A 15,381-nucleotide genomic window follows, 5' to 3' on the forward strand; every position below is an offset into this window, starting at 1 on the left:
AATGAAGAGCGATCGCGGCGATATCGAACTGGCGGGCGTCTGCAAGAGCTTTGACGGAGTCGGCAATGTGGTCGACGGCGTCAACCTCAAGATCGCCGACGGCGCCTATTGCTGCTTCATCGGCCCCTCCGGCTGCGGCAAGACCACGATACTGCGCATGATCGCCGGCCACGAGGACCCGACCGCCGGCGAGATCGTGATCGGCGGCCAGAACGTCGTCGGGCTCGCGCCGGTGCAGCGGCGCACCGCGATGATGTTTCAGTCCTACGCGTTGTTCCCGCATCTCACCGTGCGCGAGAACATCGCCTTTGCGCTCCGCGTGCGCGGCATGTCGAAGGCCGATCGCCTCCGCGCAGCCGATGCCATGATCGAGAAGGTGCATCTGACGCAATTCGCCGACCGCCTTCCAGCGCAGCTCTCCGGCGGCCAGCAGCAGCGCGTGGCGCTGGCGCGTGCCGCGATCACCGAGCCGAGGGTCCTGTTGCTCGACGAGCCGCTGTCCGCGCTCGACGAACAGCTCCGCGTGCAGATGCGTCAGGAGCTCAGGCGAATGCAGCAGGAGCTCGGCATCACCTTCGTCCACGTGACCCACACCCAGCTCGAGGCGATCGCGCTCGCCGATCTCGTGGTGGTGATGGAGCAAGGCAGAATCAAGCAGGCGGGCGCGGCACGCGATGTCTACGCCCATCCGCATGATCGTTACGTCGCCGAGTTCATGGGCGGGCAGAACGTGCTGTCGGGACGGGTCGAGAAGGTCAACGGTTCGACCTTTACGCTCGCACAGGCCGCGCCTGATGGCATCGAGGTCCCGCTTCAGGCGCGGTCCACGGTCAGCGTCGGCGACAAGATCGACATCGCCGTGCGCCGCGACGATGTCGCGCTGGTCCGGCCGGGCAGGGCGCTGCCGCCGGGCTGCTCCACCTCGCTGCCGAGTCGCGTGCTCGCGATCGAATACCAGGGCTATTTCGTCAAGGTCATGCTCGACACCGTGCCGGACGACGCGTTCGTGGCCTACGTGCCGGAAAAGACTTTCTTCGCGGATCCCTTCACCGTCGGCGATGTCGTGATGGCCACATGGGCCACCGGCAGCGCGCTTCCACTCGCCTAAAGACCCGTCGCGCACAGGAGTATGATCGTGCAGATATCCTTCACACTCAACGGACGGCCGACAACTGTGGATGTCGAACCGGCGACGCTGGTCGCCGAGCTGCTGCGCGAGCGGCTCAACCTCACCGGCACCCATATCGGCTGTGACACCAGCCAGTGCGGCGCCTGTGTCGTGCACCTCGACGGCCTGCCGGTGAAGAGCTGTACGCTGCTTGCGCCCGCGCTCGACGGTGCGACGCTGCTCACCATCGAGGGCCTGCAAGGTGTGCCGGGTTCGAACCGGCTGCATCCGATGCAAGAGGCATTTCGCGAGCATCACGGTCTGCAATGCGGCTTTTGCACACCCGGCATGCTGATGACGGCGGTGGCGCTCGCGGCCGAGAAGCCGAACCTGACGGAGGTCGACGTCCGTCACGGCCTCGAAGGCAATATCTGCCGCTGCACCGGCTATCAGAACATCGTCATCTCGGTCATGGCAGGCGCCGCCGCCATGAACGTGGCCAAGGGAGAGTGACCATGGGCCATGTGATCGGGATCGGCGCTTCACCTAAACGGAAAGAGGACCAGCGCTTCCTCACCGGACGCGGCAGTTACGTCTCCGACATCAAGCGTCCGGGCATGACGGCGGGTGTGTTCGTGCGCTCGCCGCACGGACACGCGATCCTGCGCGGCATCGACAAGAGTGCGGCCCTGGCATCGCCCGGCGTCATCGCGGTGCTGACCGGCGAGGATGCCGCCGCCGACAAGCTGGGCTCGCTGCCCTGCGGCTGGGGTATCTCGGATGCCAAGGGCGTGCCGATGAAGGAGCCGCCGTTCCCGATGCTGGCGCAGGGCAAGGTGCGCTTCGTCGGCGACATGGTGGCTTTCGTCGTCGCGGAGACGCCGGCGCAGGCCGGCGCGGCAGCCGAGCTGCTGACAGTCGATTACGAGGTGCTGCCCTCGGTGGTCGGCGTGCTCGAAGCCGTGCGGCCCGGCGCGCCGCAACTGTTCGACGACGTTCCGAACAACATCTGTTGCGATTGGGAGCTCGGCGACAAGGCCGCGGTCGAGACCGCCTTCCGGAAGGCGGCCCATGTCGCAAAAGCCTCGTCAACAACCGGTTGATCGGCAACCCGATGGAGCCGCGCGCGGCGATCGCCGAATACGAGCCCGGCACGGATCGCTTCACGCTTTGGACCACCAGCCAGTTCCCGCATGTCGTGCGCTTCCTGATGGGCGCGCTGGTGCTGAACATTCCGCAGCACAAGCTACGCGTGGTCGCGCCCGATGTCGGCGGCGGCTTTGGCGTCAAGCAGTTCCACTACGGCGAAGAGGCCGTGATTACCTGGGCCGCCAAGCGCGTGATGCGGCCGATCAAATGGGTCGCGAGCCGGTCGGAAGGCTACGTCTCCGATCGCCACGGCCGCGATCACGTCACCGAGGCCGAACTCGCACTGGACGAGACCGGAAAATTTCTGGCCTTCCGTGTCAACACGCTCGCCAATATGGGCGGCTATCTCTCGACCTTCGGACCGAACATCCCGACCAATCTCTACGGACCGCTGCTCGGCGGCGTCTACACCACGCCAGCGATCTACTGCAACGTGAAGGTGGTGTTCACGAACACGGTTCCGGTCGACGCGTATCGCGGCGCGGGCCGACCCGAGGCGACCTTCGTGCTGGAGCGCATCGTCGACGTCGCAGCCAGCGAGATGGGCATCGACCGCGTCGAGATCCGCCGACGCAACATGATCCCGAAGGGGGCCTACCCGTATCAGACGCCGGTGCTGGTGCAGTACGATTCCGGCGATCCGATGGGGTGTCTCGACGGCGCTCTTGTCGCGGCCGACGTCAAGAACTTCGGTATCCGCAAGGCGGAGTCGGCGCGCAGGGGCAAATTCCGTGGACTCGGCTACTCGACCTATGTCGAGGCCTGCGGCCTCGCGCCGTCACGCTTCGCGGGGCGATTGGGCGCGCGTGGCGGGCTCTATGAGAGTGCCACCGTGCGGGTGCATCCGACCGGCCAGGTCACGGTCATGATCGGCACGCACAATCACGGCCAGGGCCACGAGACGACGTTCGCGCAGATCGTCTCGGAAAAGCTCGGCGTCGCGTTTGACAATGTCGACATCGTGTTCGGCGATACCGATCGCGTGCAGTTTGGCATGGGTACCTATGGCTCGCGATCGCTGGTGGTCGGCGGCGCGGCGCTGTCGAAGGCGACGGACAAGGTGGTCGCGAAAGGCAAGAAGATCGCGGCGCATCTGCTTGAAGCGGCCGAAGTGGATATCCAGTTCGAGGCCGGAAAATTCTCGGTCGCGGGCACCGACCGCATGAGGACGTTCGAGGAGATCGCGGGCGCCGCCTACGTGCCGCACGACTATCCGCTCGAAGTGCTGGAGCCGGGGCTCGAAGAGCAGGCTTATTATGATCCCGTCAACTTCACCTATCCCGGCGGCTGCCACATTGCCGAGGTCGAGATCGACCCGGAGACCGGCACGGTGACGCTGGTCAATTACACCGCGGTGGACGACGTCGGCACTGTCATCAACCCGATGATCGTGGAGGGCCAGTTGCACGGCGGCATCGTGCAGGGCGTCGGTCAGGCGCTGTACGAGAACGCGGTCTATGACGAGGGCTCGGGCCAGCTGCTATCGGGCTCGCTGATGGACTATTGCATGCCGCGCGCCGACCACATGCCGATGATGAACATCGCGACCCATTCGACGCTGTGTACGCACACGCCGATGGGCGTGAAGGGCTGCGGCGAGGTCGGCACCATCGGTTCGCCGGCCGCCGTCATCAACGCGGTGGTCGATGCGCTGTCGCATCTCGGCGTCACCCATGTCGACATGCCGGCAACGCCGAACCGGATCTGGCGCCTGCTGCAGAACGCGTCGCTGCCGGTCGCTGCGGAATAGGGAGGATGACAATGAAGCCGTTTGCCTATCACCAGCCGGACCGGATTCCCGACGCTGCCAAACTGCTGACCTCGATCGAAGACAGCAAGCTCCTCGCCGGCGGCATGACGCTGATCCCGACGCTGAAGCAGCGGCTCGCCAGTCCGCCAGCCCTAGTCGACCTGTCGAGGCTCGGAGATCTGAAGGGCATCACCAACGACGGCGGCACCATCACCATCGGTGCAATGACGCCACATGGCATGGTAGCAGCCTCGAAGCTGGTGCAGACGAAGATCCCGGGTCTCGCCGCGCTGGCCTCGATGATCGGCGATCCCGCCGTACGCATCCGCGGCACTATCGGTGGCTCCGTCGCGAACAACGATCCGTCGGCCGATTATCCGGCAGGTGTGCTCGGATTGGGCGCGACCATCGTCACCAGCACGCGCGAGATCGCGGCCGACGGGTTCTTCCGTGGTCTGTTCGAGACCGCGCTTGAACCTGGCGAGATCATCACGGCGATCCGCTTTCCCGTGCCGCTCAGGGCGGGCTCCGCCAAGTTCAAGGCGCCGGCGTCGCGCTATGCGCTGGTCGGCGTGTTCGTCGCGAAATTCGCCGATGGTGTTCGCGTGGCCGTGACCGGCGCGGGCTCCGGCGTATTCCGCGTTCCCCCGATGGAAGAAGCACTGTCGCGAAATTTCGATCCGTCCGCGATCGCGGCGATCAGGATCGACACCGACGGTCTCACCTCCGATGTCCACGCCGAAGCCGACTACCGTGCACATCTCGTCACGGTCATGGCCAAGCGCGCCGTCGACGCGGCGCTCAGCTAGCTCTTTTAGGGTTGATGATGACTGATGGTTCCGGCCGAACGGCCTTCCCGCCGGTGCCGACTGGCCTTGGCTCGCTTTCCGCAACCGAGATCCTGGCCGGCTACCGGCGCAAGGCGTTCACTCCGCGCGATGTCGTCGACGACACCATTGCCGCACTGGAGGCGACGAACGAGGCCTGCAACGCGGTGGTGACGCCGATGTACGGGCAGGCGAGGGCGGAGGCCGACCGTCTCACCAGGGAGATGCGCGCCGGCGAGACCAAGGGAGCGCTCGCCGGTGTCCCCGTCACGATCAAGGACCTGGTCTTTGTCGCGGGCGTGCCGGCCTATGGCGGCTCACCGATGAACAAGGCGTTCGTGCCCGATGTCGACGCGGCGGTTGTCTCAGCGCTGAAGGAAGCGGGTGCGATCGTCACCTGCAAGACCACGACCTGCGAGTCCGGTTACAAGTTGACGGCGGACAGCCCGGTCACCGGCACCACGCGCAATCCCTGGAACCCGGGTCGCACCAGTGGCGGATCGAGCGGCGGCGCGGCGGCGGGCGTTGCCGCCGGCTGCGGTCCGATCGCGATCGGAACCGATGGGGTCGGCTCGATCCGCGTGCCCTCGTCCTTCTGCGGTGTGTTTGGCCTGAAGCCGACCTTTGGCCTGGTGCCCCGTTCGCCCGGCTTCTCGCCACCGTCCTGGGGCTCGCTCGCGCATACCGGGCCGATTACGCGCACGGTCGCGGATGCCGCGCTGACGCTGGAGATCATCGCTGCTTACGATCTGCGCGATCCCGCGAGCCTGCCGGTGGCGGCGCGTCGGTTCGATACGAAGGCCGCGCCGTTGAACGGCATTCGCATCGGCGCCAGCGTCGATCTCGGCTACGCCGCGGTCAGCCCCGATGTGCGCGCGGCGTTCGGCAAGGCGCTGGCCATTCTCGATGCCTGCGGCGCGCAGGTCACCATGGATGGTCCGGGCCTCGATCCCGGGATCCTGGAGCACACGCTGAAGCCGATCGCCTTTACCGAACAGGCGGGCGCGGTCTCGAGCAAGACCACGGCCGATCTCGGCAGCTCCGAAGCAGATTATCTTGACGTCATCAGTGCCGGCAGGCGCTACAGCGGCACGGACTATATCGAAGCAGGGTATCGCCGCGCCCAGGCTCGCAGCAGCTTCCTGAAGCTGTTCGAGCGCGTCGATGCGCTGGTGACGCCGACCGTCGCGGTGACCGCGTTCGAGGCCGGCCGCCTCGGCGTCGACACGATCGACGGCGGCAATGTCGATCCGCATCTCGGCTGGTCGCCCTTCACCTGGCCGATCAATCTCGCCGGCCTTCCGGCCGCGACGCTGCCCTGCGGCTTCGATCGCGATGGGCTGCCGATCGGCTTGCAGATCGTCGCTCCCTGGCTCGACGAGCCCACGATCTTCCGCATCGCCGCTGCGTTCGAAGCGGCCCAGCCATGGGCGGCGTTCTGGCCGCAGCTGGCGTTGCGCGAACCGGATCGTGCCCGCGCGAAGGCGTGAGCCGAACCCGGCCTGGAGCGGGCCGGCCGCGTCCTGCCGGTCGGCCTCTGCGCCCGAAAAATTTTTCGAGGGGCCCTCTTGAAGTCGACTTGCGTTCTTCTAAGTCATTTTCGCCGCGAGAGCGGTGTGCCGGGTGCCCGCGAGGGGCCCGGAGCGGGCGCCGGGCCGGTGTCTTTGGACCCGTCTAAAACCCTGTCCTGCGCTCCTTCGTATCCATCTTGCTCTTTGGAGGACTTGGTTATGAGGACCACGTTTGACTTCGCGCCCCTGTGGCGCTCCACCGTCGGCTTCGATCATCTGGCGGGTCTCGTCGACAGCGCGCTGCGCCAGGCGAGCGAAGACAACTATCCCCCCTATAACATCGAACGCTCCGGCGAAGATCACTACCGGATCAGCCTCGCTGTGGCGGGCTTTGGCGTCAACGATATCACGGTGACGGCCGAACAGAATGCGCTGACCGTCGAGGGCAAGAAGCCCGAAGGTGCGACGGGCGAATATCTGTACCAGGGTATCGCCGCACGGCCGTTCCGGCGCGTGTTCAACCTGGCCGATTATGTCCAGGTGAAGCAGGCGTCCTTCCAGGACGGCCTCTTGATCATCGACCTCGTCCGTGAGGTTCCGGAAGCGATGAAGCCGCGCCGGATCCAGATCGCGGGCGCGGCCTCTCCTGCAACTCAGATCGAGCAGAAGAAAGCAGCCTAAGCGCTCGATCGAGGGGAATGGTGGAACGCGGCGCTCAGATATGCGCGCCGCGCTCCCACATGCATGAGAGAACGGCCATTCGATCATCAGCACATCCATCCCTTCGAAAGGAGCGTCAGGGGAGGCCCAACCGATGACAAACGTGAATACGAATTCCGGAAATCTCAACCCGCTGTTTCATCCCGCGGTTCACTACGGTTCGCCCGCGGATGTCCTGAATGCAAAGGAGCTCTCCACGCCGGAGAAGCGGATCATTCTGTCGTCATGGGCGTCCGACATGTACGCCGTCGAATCCTGTCCCGCTTTGCGTGAAATTCCCGGCATGAACCGTACGATTCGGCTCGCCGATATTCTCGCGGCCCTGCGCCGGCTCGACGGCGACAATGACGACGACCCGCCGCGCGGCGGCGGCGTCCCGATGCGCTTGCGGCGGCCTTGGGCCGCCGCAGAACGGCGAGGCGCGTGATGCTCACGCAGGCCGTTCTTGCTCTGGTGCTGGTCGGCCAGGTCTCCGCGGCCTGGGCCATTCCATTTCTAGCCTTGCAAGGCTGGCTCGACGTGCCGCCAGACAAACGTGAAGCGGCTCTCTGATTTCAATCTCAGACGATGCGACTGGTCATGAAGACGATTGCTATGCGTTCGTTCTCGCTTGCGTTGCTGGTGCTGATACTGACGGCGTCACATCCCGCCGCAGGCCAGATCCCCGATCTGAAGCCGGGCGGCTCGGTGCCGACTTTGGCGCCTCTGGTTCGGCAGGTGACGCCGGCGGTGGTCAACATCTCGGTGCACGGCCGGGTACGCGAGGACAATCCGCTCTATCGTGACCCGCTGTTCCGCGAATTCTTCGACGTTCCGAGGCAGATCGAGAAGGAAGTCAGCGCGACCGGCTCCGGCGTGATCGTCGATGCCCGGAGCGGCTACGTGCTGACCAACAACCACGTGGTCGAAGGCACCTCCGCCCTCCAGATCACGACCAAGGACGGCCGGCAGTTTTCCGCAAAGGTCGTCGGCCGCGACTCGCCGACGGACGTCGCCGTGCTCCAGATCCAGAATCCGACCGGACTGAAGGCGCTTCCCCTCGGTGACAGCGACGCACTGGAAGTCGGGGACTTCGTGCTCGCGATCGGCAATCCCTTCGGCCTCGGCCAGACGGTGACGTCGGGCCTCGTCAGCGCCCTAGGCCGAACCGGCCTCGGCAAGCAGGGTTATGAAGACTTCATTCAGACCGACGCCGCTATCAATCCCGGCAATTCCGGCGGCGCGCTGGTCAGCCTGCAGGGCGAACTGGTCGGCATAAATTCGGCCATCATCTCGCCCGCTGGCGGCAATGTCGGTATTGGCTTTGCCATTCCCGTCAACATGGCGCGCAAGGTGATGGAGCAGATCATCGCCACCGGCAGGGTCGAGCGCGGTCGCATCGGCATTTCGCTGAAGGACCTCCACCCGTCCGTCAACAAGGGACGCACCGAAGGCGCGCTCATCGCCGAAGTTGCCGCGGATTCGCCGGCCGAGAAGGCTGGCCTGCACAAGGGCGACATTGTCACCACGGCGGAGGGCCGCCCGATCCGCACCGCCGCGCAGCTGCGCAATACCATTGGTCTTGCGCGGGTCGGCGACGAGGTGAAGCTCGCTCTGCTGCGCAACGGCACACCGCTCACGGTCCTCGTCCGAGTGGCTCCAGCAACCGAGCCGCGCAATGCCAATGCAGGAAGCAACCGCCTCGTTCGCTAGGCCAATCAAAGAGGATATCACCGCAGCAAGCCGGTCGCTCTTTGTCTGCGATCGTGGACCCGGGACGCAGTTTGGGACGACCGCTGCGCGAACGTCCGGATGGCTTTATCCCAGCTCGATCGGCTCGCCGCGGCCGCTGAGCTCCTCGTCGAGGCGCAGATAGTGCGCGAGATAGTCGTGCAAGGCGGTCGCCGCCTTCGAGGTCGCGCCGCTCGACTTGTAAAGCAGCAGCTCGATCTTCGGCAGCGGCGGCAGGCCCTCGTTCGGGCCGATCTCGCGCATCGCCGGCACCAGCGCGCTGCGGCCGAGTACGGTCACGGCCATGCCGGCGAAGGCCGCCGCCTGGAGGCCGCCGACGCTTTCGCTGACGCAGGCGATGCGCCAGCGCAGATTCGCACGTTCCAGCGTGTCAATCGCGTAGTCGCGATAGATGTTGCCGGGCGGCAGCAACGCCAGCGGGATAGGCCGTTCCTGGTGCGCGGAGGACTGCTCGCCGGTCATCCAGACCAGTTGCTCGCGCCGTACCACCTGGCCGCCCGTAAAATCGTTCATGCGGGTGACGAGCGCGATGTCGACATCGCCGCGCTTGACGAGGCCCACCAGCGGCGTCGAGAGCGCGCAATTGAGCTCGACCTGGACGCGCGGGAATGATTTTCGGAACACGCTGAGGATCTGCGGCAGCATGAAGGCGGCATAGAGGTCGGGCGTGCCGAGCACGACCTGACCCTCGATCTCCTGTGACGCCAGCTGCGAAATCAATTCGTCATGCAACCTCAGGATGGATTTGGCGTAGGTGAGAACCGTGGTGCCGTCCTCGCTCAGCGTGAGCCGGCGCCCGACATGCTCGAACAATTGCTTGCCGGTGAGCTCCTCCAGCCGCTGCAACTGCAGAGTGATCGCCGGCTGAGTGCGGCCCAGCCGCCGCGCGGTCTCGGTGATGCTGCCGGTCTCGACCACGGAGATCAGCGACCGGAGCATGCGGATATCGAGGCTGATGAGGTTCATGCGGCGTCCATGTCGCCCAGAATTTATGCAAGTTCCATGCTAGGGTGAAAGGGAGCCGGTTCGGAAGGCTCGGCTGCAGCCGGCCTGTTCTAAATTAGTCGACGTGCCGGTCCAGCATTGCTGGCATACTGAATATTGATTATCAGGCGGCTCGGCGCGCATTATGCGCCCAACGAACATAAAAAGGGAGCACAAGCCATGAAAGAGACATCAGCAACGCGACGGGAGCTGCTCGCAATTGCCGCGGCGGCAAGTGCTGCCTCAATCGCGGAAGTTGCGCCGGCCGCGGCGCAGGCCGGCCCGAAGCCGATCTTTCCAGTGCCGATGGTCACCATCCCGATCGTCGGCGAAACTCAGGTGTTCCAGGTCCGCCGCATCTACTGCATCGGGCGCAACTACGCGGCGCACGCGATCGAGCGCGGCTCGGACCCGAACCGCGAGCCGCCGTTCTTCTTCCAGAAGCCCACCGACGCGATCCAGAACGTCGCCGTGGGCGAAGTCGCCGATCATCCCTATCCGTCGCTGACCAAGAACTATCACCACGAGGTCGAGCTGGTCGCCGCGCTGAAATCCGGCGGCAGCAACATCCCGGCCGAGAAGGCGCTCGACCACGTCTATGGCTACGCGCTCGGCCTCGACATGACCCGGCGCGATCTCCAGAACGGGATGGCCGCGGAGAAGAAGCCGTGGGAGATCGGCAAGAGCTTTGACCACGCCGCGGTGATCGGCCCGATCCACCCGGCCAGCAAGACCGGGCATTTCGACAAGGGCGCCATCTCGCTGGCGATCAACGGGACGGTGAAGCAGAGCTCGGATCTCAGCAAGATGATCTGGAGCGTGGCCGAGCAAATCGCAAAACTGTCGGAAGCGTTCGAGCTGAAGGCCGGCGACATCATCTATTCCGGCACGCCGGAGAATGTCGGCCCGGTCGTGAAGGGCGACGTGCTGTTGTGCAAGCTCGACGGCTTGCCGGATATGTCGATCAAGATCGTCTAACGCTCCCCTCTCCCCGCCTGCGGAAAGTGAGGGGCCGGACGTTTCGCTTCGTCATGCCCGGGCTTGTCCCGGGCATCCACGTTTTGGGTGCCGGTTGCGTGGAAGCCCTGGATGGCCGGGACAAGCCCGGCCACGACGACGCTGAGAGTGGCTTCGATCCCATCTGTCGCAGCGCGGCGTCCTGATCTAACTCTGGCCGAGGATCTTCTTTGCGGCGCGAAGATGCGGCTTGTCGATCATCTGGCCGTCGAGGCGCAGCGTGCCGGAGTTCGGATTGCTCGCGAACGCCGCGATCACCTTCTCGGCCCAATTGCGCTCGGCTTCGGTCGGCTCGAACGCCGCGTTGACCACGTCGACGTGCTTGGGATGGATCAGCGCTTTCGCCGAAAAACCGTCACGCCGCGCCGCGCGCGTTTCCTGTTCGAGTCCGGTGAGATTGTCGATGTCGGTATAGACGGTGTCGATCGGCGCGACCTCGGCCGCGGCGGCCGCCATCAGGCAGAGATCGCGGGCCAGACGATAAGGGCTGTGGAACACGCCGCCCGCCGCTTTCTCAGTCGCGCCGAGCGAGGCCGAGAGATCTTCCGCGCCCCACATCAGGCCCGCGAGGCGAGGAGAGCAGCCCTTGTAGCTGCCGAGCCCGAAGATCGAAGCTGCGGTTTCGGTCGCGACGCAGACGATGCGTGTTGAGCCAATGGCGATACCAGCCGCAGCTTCCAAAGCTTCCAGCCAGGTCGCGACCTGTCGCACGTCGTCGCCGCCCTGCGATTTCGGCAGCACGATGCCGTCGGGCTGGCCCGGAATCACCGCGGCAAGGTCGGCGAGCGTCATGCCGGTGTCGAGCGCGTTGACGCGGACATAGAGCTGGTGGGGCTTGTTGCGGCCCTTCAGCATCGTCAGCGTCAACCCGCGCGCCTCCGGCTTCTTGTCGGTGACGACGGAATCTTCGAGATCGATGATCAGCGCGTCGGCGTTGCCTTCGCTGGCCTTCTCGAATTTGCGCGGGGAGTCGCCCGGCACGAACAGCATCGAACGCATCAGACCGGCCTCTTGTGCATCATCGCCATGCGGCGGCATTTGCCGACGATCTCGTCGTTCTGGTTGAGAGCGTGGTGCTCGAACTCGACGATGCCCGCCTTGGGGCGCGATTTGGATTCCCGCAACGAAAGCACCTTTGTCGTCGCCCGCAGCGTATCGCCATGGAAGACCGGTTTCGGAAAAGTGACGTCCGTCATGCCGAGATTGGCAACGGTGGTCCCCATGGTCGTATCATAGACCGTCATGCCGATCATGATGCCGAGGGTGTAAAGGCTGTTGAAAATGCGCTGGCCGAACTCGGTCTGGGCCGAAAAATGTGCGTCGATGTGCAGCGGCTGCGGATTGAGCGTCAGCAGGCTGAACAGGGTGTTGTCCATCTCCGTGACGGTCCGCGTCAGGGGATGCCTGAACTCCTGGCCCACCGAAAACTCCTCGAAATAAAGTCCGGCCATCGCGGTTTCCTCCCTGCGAAATAACGGCGCGCTCGCATCCTCGCGCCGCATGACCCTATGCATGCTACACACAGTTGATAGGGAAATTCACGTATCTGTACCCTGCTTTTCAAGTTAAAGAACGCAAGCGAAGGCACGTTCGGGCGCACCAATCCGCCACGGCCTTCGCGTGGGGAACGCGACGAGGGGGAGATTGCGCGTTCGCTTCTCCCAAGAAGGAGATCAAGAATATGGATTTCGCGCTCACCGCTCAGCAGGAAGCCATTCGCGACGCCGTCGCAAAGGTTTGCGAAGACTTTCCCGACGCCTATTGGCTGAAGAAGGACCACGACGGCGGCTTCCCGCACGACTTTCACAAGGCCATGGCGGACGCCGGCTGGCTCGGCATCTGCGTGCCGGAGGAATATGGCGGCTCCGGCCTCGGCATCACCGAAGCCGCGATTATGATGCGCGCCATCGCGGAATCCGGCGCCGGCATGTCCGGCGCCTCCGCGGTGCACATCAACGTGTTCGGTCTCAATCCCGTGGTCGTGTTCGGCACCGAGGAACAGCGCAAGCGCATGCTGCCGCCGATGGTCGAGGGCCGCGAGAAGGCGTGCTTTGCCGTGACCGAGCCCAACACCGGCCTCAACACCACACAGCTCAAGACCCGAGCGGTGGCCAAGAACGACCGCTATATCGTCAACGGCCAGAAGGTGTGGATCTCCACCGCGCAGGTCGCGCACAAGATCCTGCTGCTGGCGCGCACCACGCCGCTGGAGGACGTGCGCTCGCCGACGCATGGGCTGAGCCTGTTCTATACGGACTTCGACCGCAACAGGATCAAGGTCCACGAGATCGAGAAGATGGGCCGCAAGGTCGTCGATTCCAACGAGCTGTTCTTCGAGGACTTTGAAATCCCGATGGAGGATCGCATCGGCGAAGAGGGCAAAGGCTTCCAGTACATTCTCGAAGGCATGAACCCCGAGCGCATTCTCATCGCCGCGGAAGCCGTCGGCCTCGGCAAGCTCGCGCTGTCGCGCGCGACCGAATACGCCAAGACCCGCGTGGTGTTCAACCGGCCGATCGGCAAGAACCAGGGCATTCAGCATCCGCTGGCTGTAAACTGGGTCGAGCTCGAGGCGGCCTGGTTGATGGTGATGTCGGCGGCCTGGCAATACGACAAGGGCATGCCTTGCGGTGGCGCCGCCAATGCCGCGAAATACATTGCGGGTGAGGCCGGATATCACGCCTGCGAGCAGGCGGTGATGACCCATGGCGGTTTTGGCTATGCCAAGGAGTTTCACGTCGAGCGTTACTTGCGTGAAGTTCTGATTCCGCGCATCGCGCCGGTCAGCCCGCAGCTTGCGCTGAGCTTCATCGCGGAAAAGGTGCTTGGACTGGCCAAGTCATACTAAGCTCGAACACGTACCATTGCCGGGCGCCGCGATATTCGCGCCCGATCACCGTGACGCGCTACGGCAGAGCTATTCGGCCGCGATCCGGTCCATCGCCATGGCCCGAAGCCGGGCGCGCTGGATCTTGACGCCGTTCGCGCTGTCGGTGACGGGGAAGGCCTCCACGACGTAGATCCGAGCCGGGACCTTGTAGCCGGCGAGCCGCTCGCGCAGGCGCGCGATCAGCGCGTCCTGCCGCGGCGGCTCGTGGTGGGTTTCCCGAGCGGGGATCACGAAGGCAACGCAGCGTGCGTTTCCCTTCAGATCGACCGCGACGACCTGGGCGTCGGCCACGCCAGCGCACGATTTGAGTTCGTCCTCGATCTCGCCGGGCGCAACCAGGAAGCCGCCGAGCCGCATGGCGTCGCCCGCGCGGGTTTCGTAGACGAAGGAGCCGTCGCCGCGCAGCTGGCCGATATCGCCGGTGCGGAAGAAGCCGTCCGCGGTGAAGGCGTCGCGCGTCGCGTCGGGATTGTTGTAGTAGCCGAGAAAGAGTGACGGCGCACGGATCTCGATCTCGCCGGAGACGCCGCGAGGGGCGAGTTCGCCGGTCTCGGTGTCGCGCACCCGGACCTTGGCCTCCGGCGACATCGGCCAGCCGCCGCCCTCGATGCGATCGGCGAAGCCATCACTCGAGCGTGCGATCGAGAACAGCGCCTGCACCTCGCTCGAACCGTAGAGGCCGTGCAACGGCATGCCGCGCGCTTCGGCCTCCGCCGCAAGCTCGCGCCAGCCGGGCTGGAACGCGGCAAAGCCGCATGCCTCGAGATGCGGAAATGGATGCGGCGCGTCGGTGAGGGCGAGGATGCGGCGGAACATCTCGTCGGAACCAAAGGCGTGCGTGATCCCGCACTCGCGGAGAATCTTCAGCGCCGGCGCGGCCTCGAAGGCGTCGAGCGCATGGACGGCCGCGCCCGCTGCGACGAAGCCGAGCAGGCTCGTCATGCCAAAAGTGCCGCAGAACGGCAGCATCGCCAGCAGCGCATGGCGCTGCGGCGAGAGTTTGAGCGCCTTGGCAACGGCGGCGGCGTGCGTGGCCAATGTTCGCTGTGAATGCGCGACAAGCTTCGGTCCCTTGGTGGTGCCCGACGTCGTGTAGAGCAGCAGAGGCAGACCGACGTCCTCCTCCTCCGGCGTAGCCGGCGGATAAGGCTTGTCGAAGGCGTCGAAGCGTACGCATGGCCATTGGGCGGGAATCTCATCCGCGCCGACCACCGCGAGTTCTCGCAGCGCGGGCACCTCGTCCTTGGCGACGTCGGCGAGAATAGCGGCAAAGTCGATCGAGCGGAACGCGGCTTCGATCACCATCACACGGGCGCCGGACAGCTTCAGGAGATGCGCGACCTCCGCGCTGCGGTAGCGTGTATTGACGGCGGCGACGATTGCCCCACGCCGGGCGGCGGCGAACAGCAGTGCGATCCATTCGATCCGGTTGACCAGCCAGACCGCGACGACGTCGCCCTTGCCGATACCGCGCGCGGCAAGCCAGGCGGCGGTCTGCTCGATCTGTTCCGAGAATTCGGCGCGCGAAACCAGCGTGCCGTCGAACACGAAGGCGGGATCAGCGGCCGCCTCGGCCCGGATCAGCGATTGCAGCGAGAATTCATTGGCGCTCATGGCAACCGGACTAGGGTTCAGACTCAATTGATCCAATAAGCGACGAGAGCGGCGAGGTGGACGGCGGCCAAGAAGTTTCT

At 65.0% G+C, this 15,381-nt stretch carries 14 protein-coding genes and 1 pseudogene; 11 read left to right on the forward strand and 4 right to left on the reverse strand.

The features are described 5' to 3' along the window. Window position 1 precedes the first annotated feature (1 nt). The 9 genes and pseudogenes from IVB13_RS17665 (at window position 2) to IVB13_RS17700 (ending at window position 8,757) form a co-directional block, all read left to right on the forward strand. On the forward strand, window positions 2–1,108 hold the full coding sequence (locus IVB13_RS17665) for an ABC transporter ATP-binding protein (protein ID WP_085395710.1): 1,107 nt from the start codon (window positions 2–4) through the stop codon (window positions 1,106–1,108). Window positions 1,109–1,129: 21 nt separating this feature from the next. Then, window positions 1,130–1,621, forward strand: coding sequence for a (2Fe-2S)-binding protein (locus IVB13_RS17670; RefSeq protein ID WP_247295051.1), 492 nt, complete (start codon window positions 1,130–1,132; stop codon window positions 1,619–1,621). A 2-nt stretch (window positions 1,622–1,623) separates the two neighbouring features. Further along, window positions 1,624–4,007 (forward strand): annotated as a pseudogene (locus IVB13_RS17675) (xanthine dehydrogenase family protein molybdopterin-binding subunit). Between the two features lie 11 nt (window positions 4,008–4,018). Then, window positions 4,019–4,816: a xanthine dehydrogenase family protein subunit M gene (locus IVB13_RS17680; protein WP_247489890.1), complete on the forward strand. Its 798-nt coding sequence runs from the start codon at window positions 4,019–4,021 to the stop codon at window positions 4,814–4,816. A 17-nt stretch (window positions 4,817–4,833) separates the two neighbouring features. Then, window positions 4,834–6,324, forward strand: coding sequence for an amidase family protein (locus tag IVB13_RS17685; protein WP_247489892.1), 1,491 nt, complete (start codon window positions 4,834–4,836; stop codon window positions 6,322–6,324). A gap of 240 nt (window positions 6,325–6,564) precedes the next feature. After that, window positions 6,565–7,026: an Hsp20 family protein gene (locus tag IVB13_RS17690; RefSeq protein ID WP_018454031.1), complete on the forward strand. Its 462-nt coding sequence runs from the start codon at window positions 6,565–6,567 to the stop codon at window positions 7,024–7,026. 133 nt (window positions 7,027–7,159) lie between these two features. Then, window positions 7,160–7,492 carry a hypothetical protein gene (locus tag IVB13_RS17695; protein ID WP_085395707.1) on the forward strand — a complete coding sequence of 111 codons (333 nt, stop codon included), beginning with the start codon at window positions 7,160–7,162 and terminating at the stop codon, window positions 7,490–7,492. Beyond that, window positions 7,492–7,617, forward strand: a complete 126-nt coding sequence (locus IVB13_RS40220) for a hypothetical protein (protein WP_018454033.1) — start codon at window positions 7,492–7,494, stop codon at window positions 7,615–7,617. The genes IVB13_RS17695 and IVB13_RS40220 overlap by 1 nt, the downstream gene beginning before the upstream one ends. A gap of 27 nt (window positions 7,618–7,644) precedes the next feature. Beyond that, window positions 7,645–8,757 carry a trypsin-like peptidase domain-containing protein gene (locus tag IVB13_RS17700; protein WP_018454034.1) on the forward strand — a complete coding sequence of 371 codons (1,113 nt, stop codon included), beginning with the start codon at window positions 7,645–7,647 and terminating at the stop codon, window positions 8,755–8,757. Between the two features lie 105 nt (window positions 8,758–8,862). Here IVB13_RS17700 and IVB13_RS17705 read toward each other — a convergent pair whose 3' ends face one another. Continuing rightward, on the reverse strand, window positions 8,863–9,762 hold the full coding sequence (locus tag IVB13_RS17705) for a LysR substrate-binding domain-containing protein (protein ID WP_018454035.1): 900 nt from the start codon (window positions 9,760–9,762) through the stop codon (window positions 8,863–8,865). Between the two features lie 198 nt (window positions 9,763–9,960). On the opposite strand from IVB13_RS17705, the gene IVB13_RS17710 reads away from it, so the two are divergent. Next, window positions 9,961–10,758: a fumarylacetoacetate hydrolase family protein gene (locus IVB13_RS17710; RefSeq protein WP_085361511.1), complete on the forward strand. Its 798-nt coding sequence runs from the start codon at window positions 9,961–9,963 to the stop codon at window positions 10,756–10,758. 186 nt (window positions 10,759–10,944) lie between these two features. Here the strand turns inward: IVB13_RS17710 and IVB13_RS17715 are convergent, their stop codons facing one another. Both IVB13_RS17715 and IVB13_RS17720 read right to left on the reverse strand, forming a co-directional pair. Then, window positions 10,945–11,796 carry a CoA ester lyase gene (locus IVB13_RS17715; RefSeq protein WP_162496395.1) on the reverse strand — a complete coding sequence of 284 codons (852 nt, stop codon included), beginning with the start codon at window positions 11,794–11,796 and terminating at the stop codon, window positions 10,945–10,947. Next, window positions 11,796–12,299 (reverse strand): MaoC/PaaZ C-terminal domain-containing protein, encoded by a 504-nt coding sequence (locus IVB13_RS17720; protein WP_018454038.1) that lies wholly within the window; start codon window positions 12,297–12,299, stop codon window positions 11,796–11,798. Before IVB13_RS17720 ends, IVB13_RS17715 begins: the two co-directional genes overlap by 1 nt. Before the next feature lie 179 nt (window positions 12,300–12,478). Between IVB13_RS17720 and IVB13_RS17725 the strand changes: the two genes are divergently transcribed. Further along, complete coding sequence (locus tag IVB13_RS17725; protein WP_007613843.1) at window positions 12,479–13,645, forward strand: acyl-CoA dehydrogenase family protein; 1,167 nt, start codon at window positions 12,479–12,481, stop codon at window positions 13,643–13,645. A 69-nt stretch (window positions 13,646–13,714) separates the two neighbouring features. Here the strand turns inward: IVB13_RS17725 and IVB13_RS17730 are convergent, their stop codons facing one another. After that, window positions 13,715–15,301 carry an AMP-binding protein gene (locus tag IVB13_RS17730; RefSeq protein ID WP_247295044.1) on the reverse strand — a complete coding sequence of 529 codons (1,587 nt, stop codon included), beginning with the start codon at window positions 15,299–15,301 and terminating at the stop codon, window positions 13,715–13,717. Between the last annotated feature and the right edge of the window lie 80 nt (window positions 15,302–15,381).

This window comes from Bradyrhizobium sp. 17, assembly GCF_023073515.1.
GTDB lineage: Bacteria > Pseudomonadota > Alphaproteobacteria > Rhizobiales > Xanthobacteraceae > Bradyrhizobium > Bradyrhizobium canariense_D.

Excerpts from the sequence above, each read along its gene's own strand:
- IVB13_RS17665 (WP_085395710.1), top strand. The coding sequence starts at position 2 with ATGAAGAGCGATCGCGGCGATATCGAACTGGCGGGCGTCTGCAAGAGC.
- IVB13_RS17670 (WP_247295051.1), top strand. The coding sequence starts at position 1,130 with ATGATCGTGCAGATATCCTTCACACTCAACGGACGGCCGACAACTGTG.
- IVB13_RS17680 (WP_247489890.1), top strand. The coding sequence starts at position 4,019 with ATGAAGCCGTTTGCCTATCACCAGCCGGACCGGATTCCCGACGCTGCC.
- IVB13_RS17685 (WP_247489892.1), top strand. The coding sequence starts at position 4,834 with ATGACTGATGGTTCCGGCCGAACGGCCTTCCCGCCGGTGCCGACTGGC.
- IVB13_RS17690 (WP_018454031.1), top strand. The coding sequence starts at position 6,565 with ATGAGGACCACGTTTGACTTCGCGCCCCTGTGGCGCTCCACCGTCGGC.
- IVB13_RS17695 (WP_085395707.1), top strand. The coding sequence starts at position 7,160 with ATGACAAACGTGAATACGAATTCCGGAAATCTCAACCCGCTGTTTCAT.
- IVB13_RS40220 (WP_018454033.1), top strand. The coding sequence starts at position 7,492 with ATGCTCACGCAGGCCGTTCTTGCTCTGGTGCTGGTCGGCCAGGTCTCC.
- IVB13_RS17700 (WP_018454034.1), top strand. The coding sequence starts at position 7,645 with ATGAAGACGATTGCTATGCGTTCGTTCTCGCTTGCGTTGCTGGTGCTG.
- IVB13_RS17705 (WP_018454035.1), bottom strand. The coding sequence starts at position 9,762 with ATGAACCTCATCAGCCTCGATATCCGCATGCTCCGGTCGCTGATCTCC.
- IVB13_RS17710 (WP_085361511.1), top strand. The coding sequence starts at position 9,961 with ATGAAAGAGACATCAGCAACGCGACGGGAGCTGCTCGCAATTGCCGCG.
- IVB13_RS17715 (WP_162496395.1), bottom strand. The coding sequence starts at position 11,796 with ATGCGTTCGATGCTGTTCGTGCCGGGCGACTCCCCGCGCAAATTCGAG.
- IVB13_RS17720 (WP_018454038.1), bottom strand. The coding sequence starts at position 12,299 with ATGCGGCGCGAGGATGCGAGCGCGCCGTTATTTCGCAGGGAGGAAACC.
- IVB13_RS17725 (WP_007613843.1), top strand. The coding sequence starts at position 12,479 with ATGGATTTCGCGCTCACCGCTCAGCAGGAAGCCATTCGCGACGCCGTC.
- IVB13_RS17730 (WP_247295044.1), bottom strand. The coding sequence starts at position 15,301 with ATGAGCGCCAATGAATTCTCGCTGCAATCGCTGATCCGGGCCGAGGCG.